The organism is Streptomyces montanus (assembly GCF_005786655.1).
Lineage (GTDB): Bacteria > Actinomycetota > Actinomycetes > Streptomycetales > Streptomycetaceae > Streptomyces > Streptomyces sporangiiformans.
In genome coordinates this window covers 392-15,654 of record NZ_VBZC01000112.1, presented here as the reverse complement: position 1 = coordinate 15,654, position 15,263 = coordinate 392, and the positions used below count along the sequence as shown (strand labels likewise).

14 protein-coding genes are annotated in these 15,263 nt (G+C 70.9%); 9 read left to right on the top strand and 5 right to left on the bottom strand.

All coding sequences use genetic code 11. From position 1 onward, the window contains the following. Positions 1 to 1,396: ATP-binding protein (locus FE633_RS45545; RefSeq protein WP_138051032.1), on the bottom strand; the 1,396-nt coding region annotated here is incomplete at its 3' end. A gap of 337 nt (positions 1,397 to 1,733) precedes the next feature. On the opposite strand from FE633_RS45545, the gene FE633_RS45540 reads away from it, so the two are divergent. Beyond that, positions 1,734 to 2,696 (top strand): AraC family transcriptional regulator, encoded by a 963-nt coding sequence (locus tag FE633_RS45540; protein WP_138051031.1) that lies wholly within the window; start codon positions 1,734 to 1,736, stop codon positions 2,694 to 2,696. A gap of 132 nt (positions 2,697 to 2,828) precedes the next feature. Beyond that, positions 2,829 to 4,199 carry a beta-ketoacyl-[acyl-carrier-protein] synthase family protein gene (locus FE633_RS45535; RefSeq protein ID WP_138051030.1) on the top strand — a complete coding sequence of 457 codons (1,371 nt, stop codon included), beginning with the start codon at positions 2,829 to 2,831 and terminating at the stop codon, positions 4,197 to 4,199. Positions 4,200 to 4,251: 52 nt separating this feature from the next. On the opposite strand, the gene ku is transcribed toward FE633_RS45535, so the two are convergent. Continuing rightward, positions 4,252 to 5,313: a non-homologous end joining protein Ku gene (ku, locus tag FE633_RS45530; protein WP_138051029.1), complete on the bottom strand. Its 1,062-nt coding sequence runs from the start codon at positions 5,311 to 5,313 to the stop codon at positions 4,252 to 4,254. 51 nt (positions 5,314 to 5,364) lie between these two features. Between ku and ligD the strand changes: the two genes are divergently transcribed. Continuing rightward, complete coding sequence (gene ligD, locus FE633_RS45525; RefSeq protein ID WP_138051028.1) at positions 5,365 to 6,249, top strand: non-homologous end-joining DNA ligase; 885 nt, start codon at positions 5,365 to 5,367, stop codon at positions 6,247 to 6,249. A 145-nt stretch (positions 6,250 to 6,394) separates the two neighbouring features. Here the strand turns inward: ligD and FE633_RS45520 are convergent, their stop codons facing one another. Then, positions 6,395 to 7,198, bottom strand: coding sequence for a nuclease-related domain-containing protein (locus tag FE633_RS45520; protein WP_138051027.1), 804 nt, complete (start codon positions 7,196 to 7,198; stop codon positions 6,395 to 6,397). 91 nt (positions 7,199 to 7,289) lie between these two features. Here FE633_RS45520 and FE633_RS45515 point away from each other — a divergent pair, with 91 nt between their 5' ends. The 5 genes from FE633_RS45515 to FE633_RS45495 all read left to right on the top strand — a co-directional run bounded on the left by FE633_RS45515 (position 7,290) and on the right by FE633_RS45495 (position 11,954). Beyond that, on the top strand, positions 7,290 to 7,796 hold the full coding sequence (locus FE633_RS45515; RefSeq protein ID WP_171060400.1) for a protein-tyrosine phosphatase family protein: 507 nt from the start codon (positions 7,290 to 7,292) through the stop codon (positions 7,794 to 7,796). A 132-nt stretch (positions 7,797 to 7,928) separates the two neighbouring features. Next, positions 7,929 to 8,303 (top strand): SH3 domain-containing protein, encoded by a 375-nt coding sequence (locus tag FE633_RS45510; protein WP_138051025.1) that lies wholly within the window; start codon positions 7,929 to 7,931, stop codon positions 8,301 to 8,303. Between the two features lie 86 nt (positions 8,304 to 8,389). Further along, a complete protein-coding gene (locus FE633_RS45505) occupies positions 8,390 to 9,808 on the top strand; it encodes an FtsW/RodA/SpoVE family cell cycle protein (protein WP_138051024.1) in 1,419 nt (472 codons plus the stop codon). A 50-nt stretch (positions 9,809 to 9,858) separates the two neighbouring features. Further along, positions 9,859 to 11,376: a peptidoglycan D,D-transpeptidase FtsI family protein gene (locus FE633_RS45500; protein ID WP_138051034.1), complete on the top strand. Its 1,518-nt coding sequence runs from the start codon at positions 9,859 to 9,861 to the stop codon at positions 11,374 to 11,376. Between the two features lie 77 nt (positions 11,377 to 11,453). Further along, complete coding sequence (locus tag FE633_RS45495; RefSeq protein WP_138051023.1) at positions 11,454 to 11,954, top strand: DUF3291 domain-containing protein; 501 nt, start codon at positions 11,454 to 11,456, stop codon at positions 11,952 to 11,954. A 101-nt stretch (positions 11,955 to 12,055) separates the two neighbouring features. On the opposite strand, the gene FE633_RS45490 is transcribed toward FE633_RS45495, so the two are convergent. Together FE633_RS45490 and FE633_RS45485 are read right to left on the bottom strand one after the other, a co-directional pair. Then, positions 12,056 to 12,964: an ADP-ribosylglycohydrolase family protein gene (locus FE633_RS45490; protein ID WP_138051022.1), complete on the bottom strand. Its 909-nt coding sequence runs from the start codon at positions 12,962 to 12,964 to the stop codon at positions 12,056 to 12,058. Between the two features lie 108 nt (positions 12,965 to 13,072). Next, a complete protein-coding gene (locus FE633_RS45485) occupies positions 13,073 to 14,176 on the bottom strand; it encodes a ferritin-like domain-containing protein (RefSeq protein WP_138051021.1) in 1,104 nt (367 codons plus the stop codon). A gap of 163 nt (positions 14,177 to 14,339) precedes the next feature. Here FE633_RS45485 and FE633_RS45480 point away from each other — a divergent pair. Next, a partial coding sequence (locus FE633_RS45480; RefSeq protein WP_138051033.1) for an AurF N-oxygenase family protein occupies positions 14,340 to 15,263 on the top strand: 924 nt, incomplete at its 3' end.

The window sequence follows — 15,263 nt, the reverse complement described above, 5'->3', positions numbered from 1 at the left end:
GGGCCCGCCGGCGGCGCTTGGGGAGTCCGTGGGCCGTGGTCGCGCCGGCCGAGGGCTCCTCCGCCGGCGCGGGCTCCGGCGCTTCCGCCGCGGAGGCGGGTGCCGGAGCGGGCGCGGGCGCGGGCTCCTGGGTGACCGACCGCTGCTCAGGGACCCGCCGACTGCGCTTGGGCAGTCCACCGGCCGTGGTCGCGCCGTCCGAGGACGCCTCCACCGGCGCCTGGTCGGTCGTCTCGGCGCGCGGGGGCCGACCCCAGGAGGCGGCCGACGCGGGCTCCGGCGCCTCGGACACGGGTTCGGGCGTGGAGGCGGAGTCGGAGGCGGGGGCGGGCGTACGCGCGGGTGTGCGGCGGGTCGGCGGAACGGTCACGGGCGGCAGCTCCTCCGCGGGATCCCGGTGCGTGAGCAGGGCGGACGGGAGGAACACCACCGTGCGGACGCCGCCGTACGGGGAGCGCGTGTCCACGGAGACACTGAACCCGTAGCGCGCGGCGAGCACACCGATGACGGCGAAGCCGAACTGGGGCGGGTCGTCGAGCCGGGTGACGTCCACCGTGTGGCGGCCCGAGAGCAGTTCGCCGGAGCGTTCCGTCGCCTGGGCGTCCATGCCGACGCCGGCGTCGTCGATCACCACGCAGGCACCGTTGTGCACCGTCCGGACGTTGACCTCGACCTTGGTGTTGGGCTGCGAGTGGCGGGCGGCGTTGTCGAGCAGTTCGGCGACCGCGAGCACGACCGGCTCCACGGCCCGGCTCTCCACGGCGATGTCGGCCTGCCCGTGGATCTGGACGCGCCGGTAGTCGCGGATGCGGGAGGTGGCGCCGCGTACGACGTCGATCAGTGCGGAGGTGGAGCGCTGACGGCCCGGCCAGGATCCGCACAGTACGGCGATGGCCTGGGCGCGGCGGCCGAACTGGGCGTTGGCGTGATCGATTTCGAGGAGGTCGCGCAGCACGTCCGGGCGGTCGTGCCGGTCCTGCATGTCGGAGATCGCGACCTGCTGCTCGTTGGCCAGGGCCTGGATGGAGCGCATCGACGACTTCAGGGCGGCCTTCGCGGACTGGTCGGCGCGGGCCTGCGCGTGCTCCACCGCCGTGGAGAACCGCTCCAGGACATGGTCGAGGCACTTCGCGAAGCCGGTGCCGGACAGCCGGGCGTCGAACAGGCCGATGCCGGGGACGGGGACGGGCTGCTGGGGCGCTTCCTCCAGCGCCGGAAGGCGGACGGCGACCAGGTGCCGTACTTCCTCGTCCCGGAGCCGCACGTCCTCCGACAGCTCGGCGTTGCGTCGGCGCAGCCGCGCGGTGATCCCGAGCTGGCGCACCAGCAGCACGGTGACCGCGAGCAGGCCCACGGCCACGCATCCGAACACCGTCTCCGGTATCAGTTCCTTCATGAAGTCCTCAAACGCGGGCGTGAGTTGGCGGAGCGCACGACGGTAGCGCGAGCGGGGGCGCGCACACTTTCGTGTGCGCGCAGGGAAGTTGCCCTCAGGCGCACCATGGGCCACAGAGGCGCGCATGCGCACCACGCATCCCCTTTACATACGCCCTGCTTTACATCCGCCCCACTTCTGTTGGCATATGCAACCCGCGTTCGATCCTTCGACCACGCAAGCGGAATGCATGCACTACGCTTACAGGCCGTAACTGCCGTAGCCGACATGCCCGTTGTCACCGGGCGAAGACCGCTCTCAGCGACGGCCGGGACACTGTGTGGCGGAGGAAAGAGCAATGCCCGCGGGAAGCTACATCGTGGAGTCACAGACAACCGGTGAGGTGGATCCGCGCGAGCGGACCGACTTCTGGAGCGAGCACATCAAGTCGCTGCAGACCCAGATGGACTTCAGATACGCCACCCCCGACCCCCAGACCTTCCACGGCCGGTCGACCCGCCAGCGCACCGACACCTACCAGCTCGTCAACTGGCAGTGCGACCAGATCGAGTACAACCGCACACCGCGGTCGGTGCGCCACGAGCCGGACCCGGACTACCGGTTCCTCCTGCCGCTCTCCGGCGAGCTGGTGCTGCGCCAGGACGACCAGGAGGCGCGGCTCACCCCGGGGACGGGCAGCCTGATGACGCTGGGGGCGCCCTTTCAGCTGCTGCACGACGCGTCGCTGCAGGGGATCATCTTCTCCATCCCCGCACGGGAGATAGACGGCCCACTGAACCGGAAGTCGCCGCTGGCCACCGGCCTCGACCTGACCACCGGGCTGGGGCGCGTCGTGCACACCATGCTGCGGAGCCTGTCCGACGAGCGCGACCACCTCACCGCCTCCGAGTTCAACGCCGTCTCCGACCGCGTCGTCGAGCTGCTGCTCATGCTCGCCGCCGGGGACGACCGCCCGGACACGACGGGGCAACTGACGGAGGTCGAGGCGATGGTCCGCCTCCATGTGCGCGAGCACGCCGCCGATCCCGACCTGACCGGGACCTCCATGGCACGTGCCCTCGGCTGGTCGTTGCGCCAGATCCAGCTGGCCCTCCAGCGCGTCGGCACCACCCCGCGCGAACTGATCCGCGAGGAACGCCTGCGCCTCGTCCGCGACCGCCTCCAGTGCCGGGAGTGCGACCATCTGACGATCACGGACCTCGCGTACTCCTCGGGCTTCTCCTCCGCGAGCACTCTCAGCACGGCCTTCCGCCGGCGCTTCGGGGTCAGCCCACGGGAGCTGCGGAACGGGGGGCGCTGAGCGCCGGGGCCAGGGTGGCGCCGGGGGTCAACACCACTCGGGGAAACTGGAGTTCGCCCGCCGCGACCGGTACCGGACCGGAACCGGAACCGGACCGAGCAACTCCACCCGAGCAGAAAGCAGCACCGGCCGATGCACCGTTCCCCCGACGCTCCCCTCACCTCCGACGCGGTCACCGCGGACACGGTCATCCCCGACACGGTCACCGCCACCGAGGTCCCACCGGGCAACCTGCGCCGAAGCGTCGAGGCGCGGCGCCGTGTCGTGGTCACCGGCCTGGGCGCCATCACGCCCCTGGGCGTCGGTGCCGGCGCGCTCTGGCAGGGGCTGCTCGACGGTCGCCACGGCATCCGCGAGCTCGACGGCCCGGAGTTCGCCGGGCTTCCTGTCCGTACCGGCGCGACCGTGCCCGTGGACCTCGCCGGCCTCCTGCCCCGGCCGCGGGCCCGGCGCATGAACCGGTCCGCCCAGCTCGCGCTCATCGCCGCGCGCGAGGCCTGGCAGGACGCCGGGCTCGCCGCGGAGGGCACCCGGGAGAGCGGGCTCGACCCCGACCGGGTGGGCGTCTGTGTCGGCACGATCATCGGCGGCGCTCCCGTACTCGTCGAAGGCGACCGGACGCTGCGCGACAGGGGCCCGCGCGCGGTCTCGCCGCTCACCACACCGATGACGGTCCCCTCGCAGGCCGCGTCCCAGGTGTCGCTCGGCCTGCACATCACCGGTGAGGCGCGCACCGTGACGAGCGCCTGCGCCTCGGGCACGGAGGCCATAGGCCAGACGATCGACCGCATACGGTACGGGCACGTCGACATCGCGCTGGCCGGGGGCGCGGAGGCGGTGGTGACGCCGGCGCTGATGGCGGCGTTCGCCTCCATGCGGGCGCTGTCCACGCTCGACATCGCGGCCGGGACACCGTCCCGGCCGTTCGCGAAGGGCCGGGACGGGTTCGTGAACGGGGAGGGCGCGGGGTTCCTCGTACTGGAGGCCGAGGAGCATGCGCTGGCGCGCGGTGCGCGGATCTACTGTGAGGCCGCCGGCTGGGGCCTGTCCGCCGACGCGCACCATGTGGCCGCCCCCGACCCGACCGGCCACGGCATCACCACGGCCGTCCGTCGCGCCGTCGCGGACGCCGGCGCCCATGTCGCGGACCTCGTCCATGTGAACGCGCACGCGACGGCCACCGTCGACGGCGACCTGGCCGAGGCGACCGCCCTCCACCGCGTCCTGGGCACCGCCCACGTCCCCGTGACCGCCCTCAAGGGCCACCTCGGGCATCTCCAGGGAGCCGCGGGCGGCGTGGAGGCCGTGGCCACGGCCCTCACCCTCCACCACGGCCTGATCCCACCCACCATCGGCTGCGACGACCCTGACGACGCGATCGGCCTGGACCTGGTCACCGACACCCCACGTCCCCTCCCGACGAACGGCGACCTGGCCCTGAGCAACTCCTTCGGCTTCGGCGGCCACAACGCGGTACTGGCGCTGCGGCTCGCCCCGGCGTGAGAGCGAGGGGTCCGACCGGAGGGTGCCGAGGAGCGCGGTGGGGGGCGTCGGGTCAGGCGCGCTTTCGGGCCGTGGTCTTCTTGGCGGCCGTCTTCTTGGTGGCCGTTTCCTTCGCTGCGGTCTTCTTCGCCGCGGTCTTCTTGGCGGCGGTCCCGGCCGTGCTCTTGGCGGTGCTCTTGGCCGTGCTCTTGGCGGTGGCCTTCTTGGCGACCGTCTTCCGGCCGGCGGCCGTCTTTCCCGCCGTGGACGTCGACTTCTTGCCGCTGACCTGCTTGGGAGCGGTACGGGCGCCCCTACGGGGGGCGGCTTCGCCCTCGCTCTCGGAAGCCTCCTCCCCGCGGGCGACGCGGGCCTCGCGGACGCTCTTCTCCAGCGCGGACATGAGGTCGATGACCTTGCCGCCGGCCCCTTCGACGGCGGGAGGGGAGGGGACCTTCTCGCCGGAGGCCTTGGCGGCGATGAGCTCCTCGACGGCCTCGCGGTAGTCGTCGTGGAGATCGTCGAGGTCGACCTCCCCGAGCGTGTCCATCAGGGCGTCCGCGAGATCGAGTTCCTTGTCGCGGACGGTGACGCTCGCGTCCGGTGCGGCGATCTCCGGGGCGCGGATCTCGTCCGGCCAGAGCAGCCCGTGCATGGCGATGGCATCCTCGACGACCCGCAGCATCCCGAGCCGCTCCCGGCCCCGCAGCGCGAACTTCGCGATGGCGACCTTCTGGCTTCGCTTCAGCGCCTCGCGCAGCAGGGTGTACGGCTTGGCGGCGGGAACGCCGTTGGCCACCAGGTAGTACGCGGTGTCCATCTGGAGCGGGTCGATGCGCTCGGCCGGGATGAACGCCACGATGTCGATCGTCTTGGCGGTCGGAATCGGCAGCGAGGCCAGATCGTCGTCGGTGATCGGAATGATGGTGCCGTCCGCCTCCTCGTACCCCTTGCCGATCTCGTCGGCCGAGACCTCGCGATCCTCCAGCTCGCACACCTTGCGGTAGCGGATGCGGCCGCCGTCCTCGTTATGGATCTGGCGGAAGGAGATCGAGTGGTTCTCGGTGGCGTTCACCAGCTTGATCGGGATGCTGACCAGGCCGAAGGAGACGGCGCCGTTCCAGATGGATCTCACGTTCGACCCCTTTCAGGTCGATTTCTCCCGATTACGTGGGATTCTCATCGTATGACGCCGATCACCGAGGTGGAGGGGCGAAAGCTCGCGCTGAGCAACCTGGAAAAGGTGCTCTACCCGGCGACCGGTTTCACCAAGGGTGAGGTGCTGCACTACTACGCGACGGTGGCGGACGCACTGCTCGCCCACCTCCGCGATCGCCCGCTGTCCTTCCTGCGCTACCCCGACGGGCACGACGGGCAGGTCTTCTACGCCAAGAACGTGCCGCCCGGTACGCCCGACTGGGTCAGGACGACCGAGGTCCCCCGCTCAGAGGGGCCCGCGCGCATGATCCTGATCCAGGACCTCGCCTCCCTCATGTGGGCGGCGAACCTGGTCACGGAGTTCCACACGCCCCAGTGGCGCGCGGACGCCCCGGCCCTCGCCGACCGCCTGGTCTTCGACCTCGACCCCGGCGCGCCCGCCACGATCGTCGAGTGCTGCCGGGTGGCGGTGTGGCTCCGCGACCGCCTGGCCGCCGACGGCCTGGAGGCCTACGCGAAGACCTCCGGCTCCAAGGGCCTGCACCTCCTCGCCCCTCTGGAGCCGACCCCGTCGAACGAGGTCACGTCCTACGCGAGGGCCCTGGCGGTCGAAGCGGAGGCGGAGTTCCCCTCCCTGGTCACCCACCGCATGGCCCGCCGCCTCCGTCCGGCGAAGGTCTTCGTCGACTTCAGCCAGAACGCCGCCCGCAAAACGACGGCAACCCCGTACACCCTCCGAGCCGCCCCCGCCCCCACGGCCTCCACCCCGATCACATGGCCCGAGCTAACCAGATGCACCCACCCCACCGACCTGACCTTCTACGCCCACGACATAACCCCCCGCCTGAAAAAACACGGCGACCTGCTGTCCCCGTTGTTCGACCAAACCCACGCAGCACCAGTGCCCCTTTAGGGGCGCGGGGCTGTGACATTTGCGGCTCCGCCGCGCGGGCGCGACAAGCCACTAACAACCCGCACCCGAAAATCAACCCGGGGGCCTGGGGGCACAGCCCCCAGTTTCGGGAAGGGGTGGGCTTGGGGAAAGAAAACCCCCCACCTCAAACCCGCAGCCACGTATTCCGATCCCGAGCCACCGCATGCAGCGCCTCGACATCCGCCGGCTTCAGCACACCCCCCGCACGGGACAGCGCCACAAGATCACCGTCCCGCAGAACGCGCACCGCACGCAGCGAATCAGCGACGGACACACCCGCCGCACCATGGAGCACCAGGACCGGATGGACCTCCGCCGTCAGGGCGTACGAGGCACGGTCCGCGTCCCCCCGCACCCGCCGCAGAAGGGAACGCGACTCGCGCCGGCCGACCGAGACCATGGGGTCGGCCACCAGAACCCGCTGCTTGCGGGCGTACAGGGTGTGGACGGCGAAGAGTCCGCCGGGCCCGATCACCAGGTGGTGGATGCGGTCGCCGCCCGGGAGCGGGAGCGAGTGCAGAACATGCCAGCCCGCGCCCTCCAGCCCGTCCAGCGTCTCCCCGACCGCCTGCTCCGCGGCGAGCGCCCGCCGCCGCGGATCGGGGCGCAGCCGGCGCGGAGACGAAGGGTCACGGTCCAGCGCGATCTGGAGGGCCTCACCGGGCCGGTTCGGCGCGAGGTCGTCGTCCGGGTGCAGGGTGAGCCGGGCGAGCTCCGCCGCCGTCGGCACCGGTGGCGGCCCGACGGCCACCGGGCCCGTCAGGAAGGGCCCGAGCGCGTCGAGCACCTCCTCCAGCCGGTCCTCGCTGAGCAGGTTGACCCGGCCCGCCTCCCTGTCGTACCAGGCGACGTTCCTGCCATCCGTGAGACAGACGTACAACCGCTCCTGACCGTGCCGCCAGGTCGGTACAACGCGCAGTCCGCTCATGCACCATCACCCCACGACCATGGGACCAGGCGGGGTGCTCCAGGGGCAAGAAGCCGGTTACCTTTGGGAGGAGTTGATCGGGGAGGTGCCTTTGCGGACTCGCGGGAACCAACCGGATGTGCCGGTCCCGGACCGGCCGTGGAGCGAGATCGTGCCCAACCTCTGGATGGGCGGACACGAGTACACGGGCCACTCCGGGCACCCGGAGTTCGCCGTCGTACGCGATGAATTCGACCTGGTCCTGACGTTGCTCCGACTGCCCGGCCACGGCCCGGACGCGGGCGTCGAACACCATGTGTGGCCGATCCCGGACGGACCGCTCGACGGGACGCAGCTGGCGGGCGTGATGCGGCTCGCGCGGGCCGCCGGGGAGGCGCTCGAGCAGGGCCGCCGGGTCCTGGTCCGCTGCTACCACGGGTACAACCGCTCGGGACTGGTCGTCGCCCACGCCCTGATCGGCGCGGGCAGCACCGCCGAAGAGGCGATCCGTCTGATCCGCACCCGCCGCTCTCCCTGGGCGCTGCACAACGAGCTCTTCGTGGAGTACCTGAGCACGGGCCTCGACACGGCCCGGCTCCTCGAAGAGCTGACCGAATGACGGCCGCGCAACCCGGTGGCGCCGGAGCCCGGTCCAGCCACCGCCCCCGATGGCGCAGTGCGACGGGCGCGCTCCGAGGCCTCCTTCTAATGTGGCGATCAGTCACATTTGCCCCTTTATGGAGGAGTCGCCATGTCCCCGCGTTCCGCTCTCATCCGTCTCGGCATAACTGCCGCCGCCGGTGCACTCGCCCTCGGCGCAACGAGCCCCGCCCTCGCGAACGGCCCCGCTCTCGCGGACGGCCCCGATCCCGTTTCCGTCCCCGACACCACCGCCTACCAGGGCGTCGTCACCGCCGTCGGCGGTCTGCTGTTGCGCAACGCCCCGACCCGCGGCAGCGCGGTGGTCCGCACCGCCGCACAGGGCGAGATCGTCCAGATCTACTGCAAGCAACCGGGCGAGACCGTCGACGGCAACCCACTCTGGTACCTCCTGGCGGACGGCACCTGGGCCTGGGGCGCGGCGCGCTACATCAACAACATCGGCCCGTCGCCCCGCTGGTGCTGAGAATCGGCGCCCGCAAGGTACACCGGAACAGCCCGATTATCGCGACATAACGGGACATCAGGTGCCTCGCTTGCTACGTTCCGGACATGATCTCGCCCGGAACGACAGCGCAGGGAGACCCGCCCACTCCCGCTGTACGCCTCCCCCGGCGCCGTGGCATCGAGTTCACCCTCATCGTCCTGGCCGTCCTGCTCTCCGTGTACGGCTACTGCGCCGTCGGACTCGCCAGGAACGGCACCGTCCCGCCCGGCGCCGTCGGTTACGGCGCCGGGCTCGGCGTGCTCGCGCTCCTCGCGCATGGCGCGGTGCGACTGCGCGCGCCCCGCGCCGATCCGCTGCTGCTCCCGATCGCCGTGCTGCTCAACGGTCTCGGCCTGGTACTGATCTACCGGCTCGACCTGGAGACCCCGGCCGACCGGGCGGCCACCGCGCAGCTCGTCTGGTCGACGCTCGGCGTGGGGCTGTTCATCACGGTCGTGCTCTTCCTGCGCGACCACCGGGTGCTCCAGCGCTACACGTACCTCTCCGTCGTCACCGCGCTGGTCCTGCTCGTCCTGCCGGTCTTCTTCCCTCCCCTGAACGGCGCCCGGCTCTGGATCAGGGTGGCCGGGTTCTCCCTCCAGCCGGGCGAGTTCGCGAAGGTGCTGCTCGCGGTGTTCTTCGCCGGCTACCTCGCGGCGAACCGCAACGCCCTCGCGTACACGGGCCGCCGCATCTGGAAACTCCAGCTGCCCACCGGGCGGGTACTCGGCCCGATCGTCGCGGTCTGGCTGCTGAGCGTCGCCGTCCTGGTCCTGGAGCGGGATCTCGGCACCTCGCTGCTGTTCTTCGGCCTGTTCGTGGTCCTGCTGTACGTCGCCACGGGCCGCACCGGCTGGCTCGCGGTGGGTCTGCTGCTCGCGGCGCTCGGCGCGTTCGCGGTCGGCCGGTTCGAACCGCACGTCCACACCCGCGTCGAGGACTGGCTGCACCCCTTCGCATCGGTCGACGCGGGCCTGGGGCCGAACCAACTCGCCCAGTCCCTCTACGCGTTCGCCGCGGGCGGCATGCTGGGCACCGGCCTCGGGCTCGGCCACTCCGTCCTCATCGGCTTCGCCGCCAAGTCGGACTTCATCCTGGCGACGGCGGGTGAGGAACTGGGCCTCGCCGGACTGTCCGCGATCTTCCTGCTGTACGGGCTGCTGGTCGAACGCGGCTACCGGACGAGCCTGGCCCTGCGCGATGAGTTCGGACGGCTGCTCACCGTCGGCCTCGCCTCGATCGTGGCGCTCCAGGTCTTCGTGATCGCGGGCGGCGTGACGGGGCTGATCCCGCTGACCGGGATGCCGATGCCGTTCCTGGCGCAGGGCGGTTCGTCGGTCGTCACCAACTGGATCATCGTGGCCCTGCTGATCCGCGTCAGCGACTCGGCACGCGGCGGGCACGACGAGGACATGAGCGCCGGGCACCAGACCGGAGGTGACCAGGACCTCGGGCGCCAGAACCACAGAGAGGCCGCATCATGACCGGCGACAAGACCGGAGAGAGCCGCCCGGCGACCCGCGAGGGCGGCCTCATGACCGCCCTCCCCCGGGGTCTCGACCTCGCTCGGCCAGGAGGGAACCCCACCATCCGGCACGCCGCCGTGTTCTGCGTCCTCCTCCTGATCGCCCTCCTCGGGAACGCGGCGCGCATCCAGATCGTCCAGGCCCGCTCGTACGACGAGAATCCGGCCAACCGCCGGCTGCTGATCGCCCGTTACGCCCAGCCGCGCGGCGACATCCTGGTCGGCGGAAAGCCGGTCACCGGCTCCGAGGACTCGGGAGAGCAGCTCCGCTACGAACGGACGTACAGGAACGGCCCGTTGTACGCGCCCGTCACCGGCTTCGCCTCGCAGGCGTACGGGACGACTCTCCTGGAGAACACCGAGGACGACGTCCTCTCGGGCACCGACCCGATGCTGTCCCCGGTCCCCCTGTGGAACGACCTCACGCGCGCCCGGAACCCCGGCGGCAACATCGTCACGACCCTCAACCCGGCCGCGCAGCAGGCGGCGTACGAAGGACTCGGCGGCCGGCGGGGCGCGGTGGCCGCGCTCGAACCGTCGACGGGCCGGATCCTGGCGCTCGTCTCCACCCCCTCCTACGACCCGGAGCAGCTCTCCGGAACGGACTCGACGGTGGTGACGGCATGGAAACGGCTGAACCGTGCCGCCGACAAGCCGATGCTCAACCGGGCGATCCGGCAGACCTATCCGCCGGGTTCGACGTTCAAGGTGGTCACCGCGGCGGCGGCCCTCGAGGCGGGCGTGGTGACGGATGTGGACGCGCCCACCGACTCCCCGGACCCGTACCGGCTGCCCGGCAGTTCGGCCGAGCTGACGAACGCGGTCGAGGGCTGCGAGAACGCGTCGCTGCGCTATGCGTTCGAGTGGTCGTGCAACACGGTGTTCGCCAAACTGGGCGTGGACGTGGGCCCGGCGGGCATGGCGGGCACGGCGGCCGCCTTCGGCTTCAACGACCACCGGATGAGGATCCCGTTCCCGGTGTCTCCCAGCACCTTCGGCACGGGGGCGGACAGGGCGCAGCTCGCGCTCTCCTCCATCGGCCAGTTCGACACACGGGCGACGCCCCTGCAGATGGCGATGGTCTCGGCGGCCGTCGCGAACGGCGGCTCGGTGCGCACACCGCATCTGGTGGAGCGGACGACCACGGCCGCCGGCGCCACGGTCTCGACCCCGGGGCCGCGCCCCCTGCACCGGGCCATGACCCCGGCCACCGCCGTGCGGATGCGGGAGTTGATGACGGACGCGGTGAGGGAGGGCACCGGCAGGAACGCCGCCCTCCGCGGCGCCACCGTCGGCGGCAAGACCGGTACCGCGCAGCACGGCGTCGACAACGCGGGGCTGCCGTATGCCTGGTTCATCTCCTGGGCCCAGGCCGACGACTCCATGACCCCGGGGGTCGCCGTCGCGGTCGTCGTCGAGGACGCGTCGGCCGACCGGGGCGACATCAGCGGCGGCGGGGACGCGGCGCCGATCGCCCGGGCCGTGATGAAGGAGGTGCTGAACTCACGTGCCGGCCTGGGCCGTTGACGGCTCCGAGACGGTTACTGTTCGCGGGATGAGACGGGTCTGGGGCAACCGCACCCAACCGACCTATCGTTCGGTACATGACCACATCTGCCGCGTACGAACTCGCCCAGGTCAACATCGCCCGTCTCAAGGCCCCGCTGGACTCCCCTCAGTTGAAGGACTTCGTCGACGCGCTCGACCCGGTGAACGCGGTCGCCGACGCGGCCGACGGGTTCGTCTGGCGTCTGCAGAGCGACTCGGGCAACGCGACGGATGTCCCGGTCTTCGGCGACGACTGGCTGATCGTCAACCTGACGGTGTGGCGGGACACCAACGCGCTCACGGCGTTCATGTACCAGGGGCAGCACCGGGAACTGCTGGCCCGCCGCCGCGAGTGGTTCGAGCACCTGCGGGAAGCGGTCACGGCACTGTGGTGGGTCCCGGCGGGTCACCGGCCGACGGTCGCGGAGGCGGAGGAGCGGCTGCTGCATCTGCGCGCGCACGGCGCGACTGCCTACGCATTCAACTTGCGCACGACGTTCCCAGAGCAGCAGGCCCACCCGCTGGCACCACGGGCGGACGAGCCCGCGCCTCTTTAGGGGCGCGGGGCTGCGACATATGCGGCTCCGCCGCGTGGGCGCGCCCGGCCACACGCAACCCGCACCCGACGCACAACCGCACCACCCCCCGTCCCGCCCGGCTAGGGCAACGGTTCCCGTCGGCGGAGCCACTCCTCCGGGACGCCGTCGACGCCGGTCCGCGCGCCGACGATGCCGCCCGTGATCGCGCACGTCGTGTCGACGTCGCCGAAACCCTCCGCCGTGGTCCACAGCGCGGACGTCAGGTCGTCCGGGTGACGGGCCGCGCACCACACGGCGAAGGGCACGGTGTCGTCGGCCCGCACGCGCGCGCCGTTGCCGAGAAGGTCCGCGGCCTTCCAGGGCTCCGTGTCGAAGGCCAGCCGCGCGGCACGCAGCAGGCCTTCCCGTACGGCGCTGTCGGGCGTCGAGTCCGCCACGGCGTCGATGCTCAGCTCCCCCCGCGTGGACAGCGCGGCGGCGACGGCCACGGCGATCGCGCCCGCGATGCCCTCCGGGTGGGCGTGGGTGACCTGGGCCGACAGCATGGCCTGCTCGACGACGCGCAGCAGGCTGTCCCGGAACCAGGCACCCAGCGGCGCCGCTCTCATCGCCGCGCCGTTGCCGAGACTCCCCTCCCCGTCGAAGAGCCCGCTCGCCAGCTCCACCCAGCGGTCGGGCTCTTCGAGGAGCCGGGGCAGCAGCTCATGCATGCCGTAGCCGTAGCCGCGCGCGGGGTCGGCGGCGTAGCCGAGGGCGAAGACGCGCGCCAGCGCGGGCTGCCGGATCTCGCCGTACTCGTCGAGCACCCGCTGCACACCGAGCGCCATCGCCGTGTCGTCCGTCCAGTGCCACTGCGGTTCCTCGGGCGTACGCCGGGCGCGGATCTCCTCGTACGCCTGTTGCGGGTCACGGAAGAGGGGGAACCAGCGCTCGCCGAAGGCGTCCCCGAGGGCGAGGCCTTCGAGGCTGCGGCGGGCGGCGATGCGGTGGGCCGGCGTGGGCGTGGCGGCGGATGTCGGCTCGTTCATGTCGCGATGATGCAAGGCCTTGGTCGGTGACGCACAACGGATTTTCAGGCCGACGCGTCACGAGTGGCGCAAATCCGGCTCCCGCGACGCCCCACAGCGGGACTGTTTTCAGGAAGCCCCCGCGTCGATCGCGTCGTCCACCTCCGCGACCCTTTCCCGTTCCTCCTGAGCGAAACGCTCCGCGTCCAGCTTCTCTGCGATCTCCTCGTCCTGGGCCATGAGGAGGTCCAGGTTGGAGTTGCCCATCTCGAAGACGCCCATGTCGACGTACGCCTGCTGGAGGCGCTTGCCCCACAGGCCGATGTCCTTGACGCAGGGGACGATGCGACTGAAGAGCAACTGGCGGAACAGCGCCAGGAATTCGGACTGTTCGCTGTACTCCTCGGCCTCCGCCGAGGAGATACCGAAGTTCTCCAAAACCTCGACTCCGCGCAGCCGGTCGCGCATCAAGTAGCAGCCCTCGATGACGAATTCCTCGCGTTCGCGCAGTTCGGCGTCGGACAGTTGCCGGTAGTAGTCGCGCAGGGCCATCCGGCCGAACGCCACGTGCCGCGCCTCGTCCTGCATGACGTACGCGAGGATCTGCTGGGGCAGCGGCTTGTCGGTGGTGTCCCTGATCATGCCGAAGGCGGCGAGCGCCAGGCCCTCGATGAGGACCTGCATCCCGAGGTACGGCATGTCCCAGCGCGAGTCGCGCAGCGTGTCTTCGAGCAGGGACTGCAGGTTGTCGTTGACCGGGTACAGCATCCCGATCTTCTCGTGCAGGAACCGGCCGTAGATCTCCGCGTGCCGGGCCTCGTCCATCGTCTGCGTCGCGGAGTAGAACTTGGCGTCCAGGTCGGGGACCGACTCGACGATCCGGGCCGCGCACACCATCGCGCCCTGCTCGCCGTGCAGGAACTGGCTGAACTGCCAGGAGGCGTAGTGCTGGCGCAGCTCGCCCTTGTCCCGCTCCGTCAGCTTCGCCCAGTGCCGGGTGCCGTACAGGCTGAGCGACTCGTCGGGGATACCGAGTGGGTCCTGGGGATCCACTTCGAGGTCCCAGTCGATGCGCCGCTGTCCGTCCCACTGCTTGTCCTTGCCCTTCTGGTACAGGGCCAACAGCCGGTCTCGTCCGTCGTCGTACTCCCAGCTGAAGCGTGCCGCGCCGCTCGCGGGCACCTGCCAGAGAGGGTCTCCAGGGTCCTTGGCGTAGAGCTCATACGTCGGCATAGTCCGCAGGCTCTCGCGTGGTAGACACGGTGTCAACAAGTTCGCACAAGGGATTGACGACCTTGCTGACATCTAGTCTCATACAAGGCGACCGCCGGTAACCCCCCTTGCTCTCCCTTGCATCTCCCTTGCATCTCCGGACCTTTGAAGAGGTGGCTCGGCCATGACGACCGTGACGGATGCCGACGCACTCGAAGGTCTGCGCGACGCGCTCGGCCTGCTCAGGGACCGGGAGCAGGTGGCCGAGCGGCTGCTCGCCTCGTCCGCGAAGCACTCCTTCGATCCCGACAAGGAGCTCGACTGGGACGCGCCCCTCGAGGAGGGCAAGTGGTTCTGGCCGCCGGAGCTGGTGTCGCTGTACGGGACGCCGATGTGGCGGCGGATGTCCGAGGAGCAGCGCATCCTCCTCTCCCGGCACGAGGCCGCCGCACTGGCCTCGCTGGGGATCTGGTTCGAGGTCATCCTGATGCAGCTGCTGGTGCGGCACATCTACGACAAGGCGGCGACGAGTGCGCATGTGCGCTACGCGCTCACGGAGATCGAGGACGAGTGCCGGCACTCGAAGATGTTCGCGCGGCTCATCAGCCGGAGCGGCGCGCCGTACTACCCGGTGAGCCGGCTGCACCAGAACCTGGGCCGTCTGTTCAAGACGGTCTCCACGACCCCGGGGTCGTTCACGGCGACGCTGTTGGGCGAGGAGGTCCTCGACTGGATGCAGCGGCTGACGTTTCCGGATGAGCGGGTCCAGCCGCTGATCCGGGGCGTGACGCGTATCCATGTCGTCGAGGAGGCCCGTCACGTCCGCTACGCCCGTGAGGAGCTGCGCCGTCAGATGGTGACCGCGCCGCGGTGGTCGCGGGAGTTCACGCGGGTCACCTCCGGTGAGTTCGCGCGTGTCTTCTCCGTCGCCTTCATCAATCCCGCGGTGTATCCGGATGTCGGGCTCGACCAGCGGGAGGCGCTGGCTCAGGTGCGGGCCAGTGGGCATCGTCGTGAGGTCATGCGGACCGGGGCGAAGCGTCTGACCGACTTCCTGGACGACATCGGTGTGCTGCGGGGGGTGGGGCGACGGCTGTGGAGGGCGTCG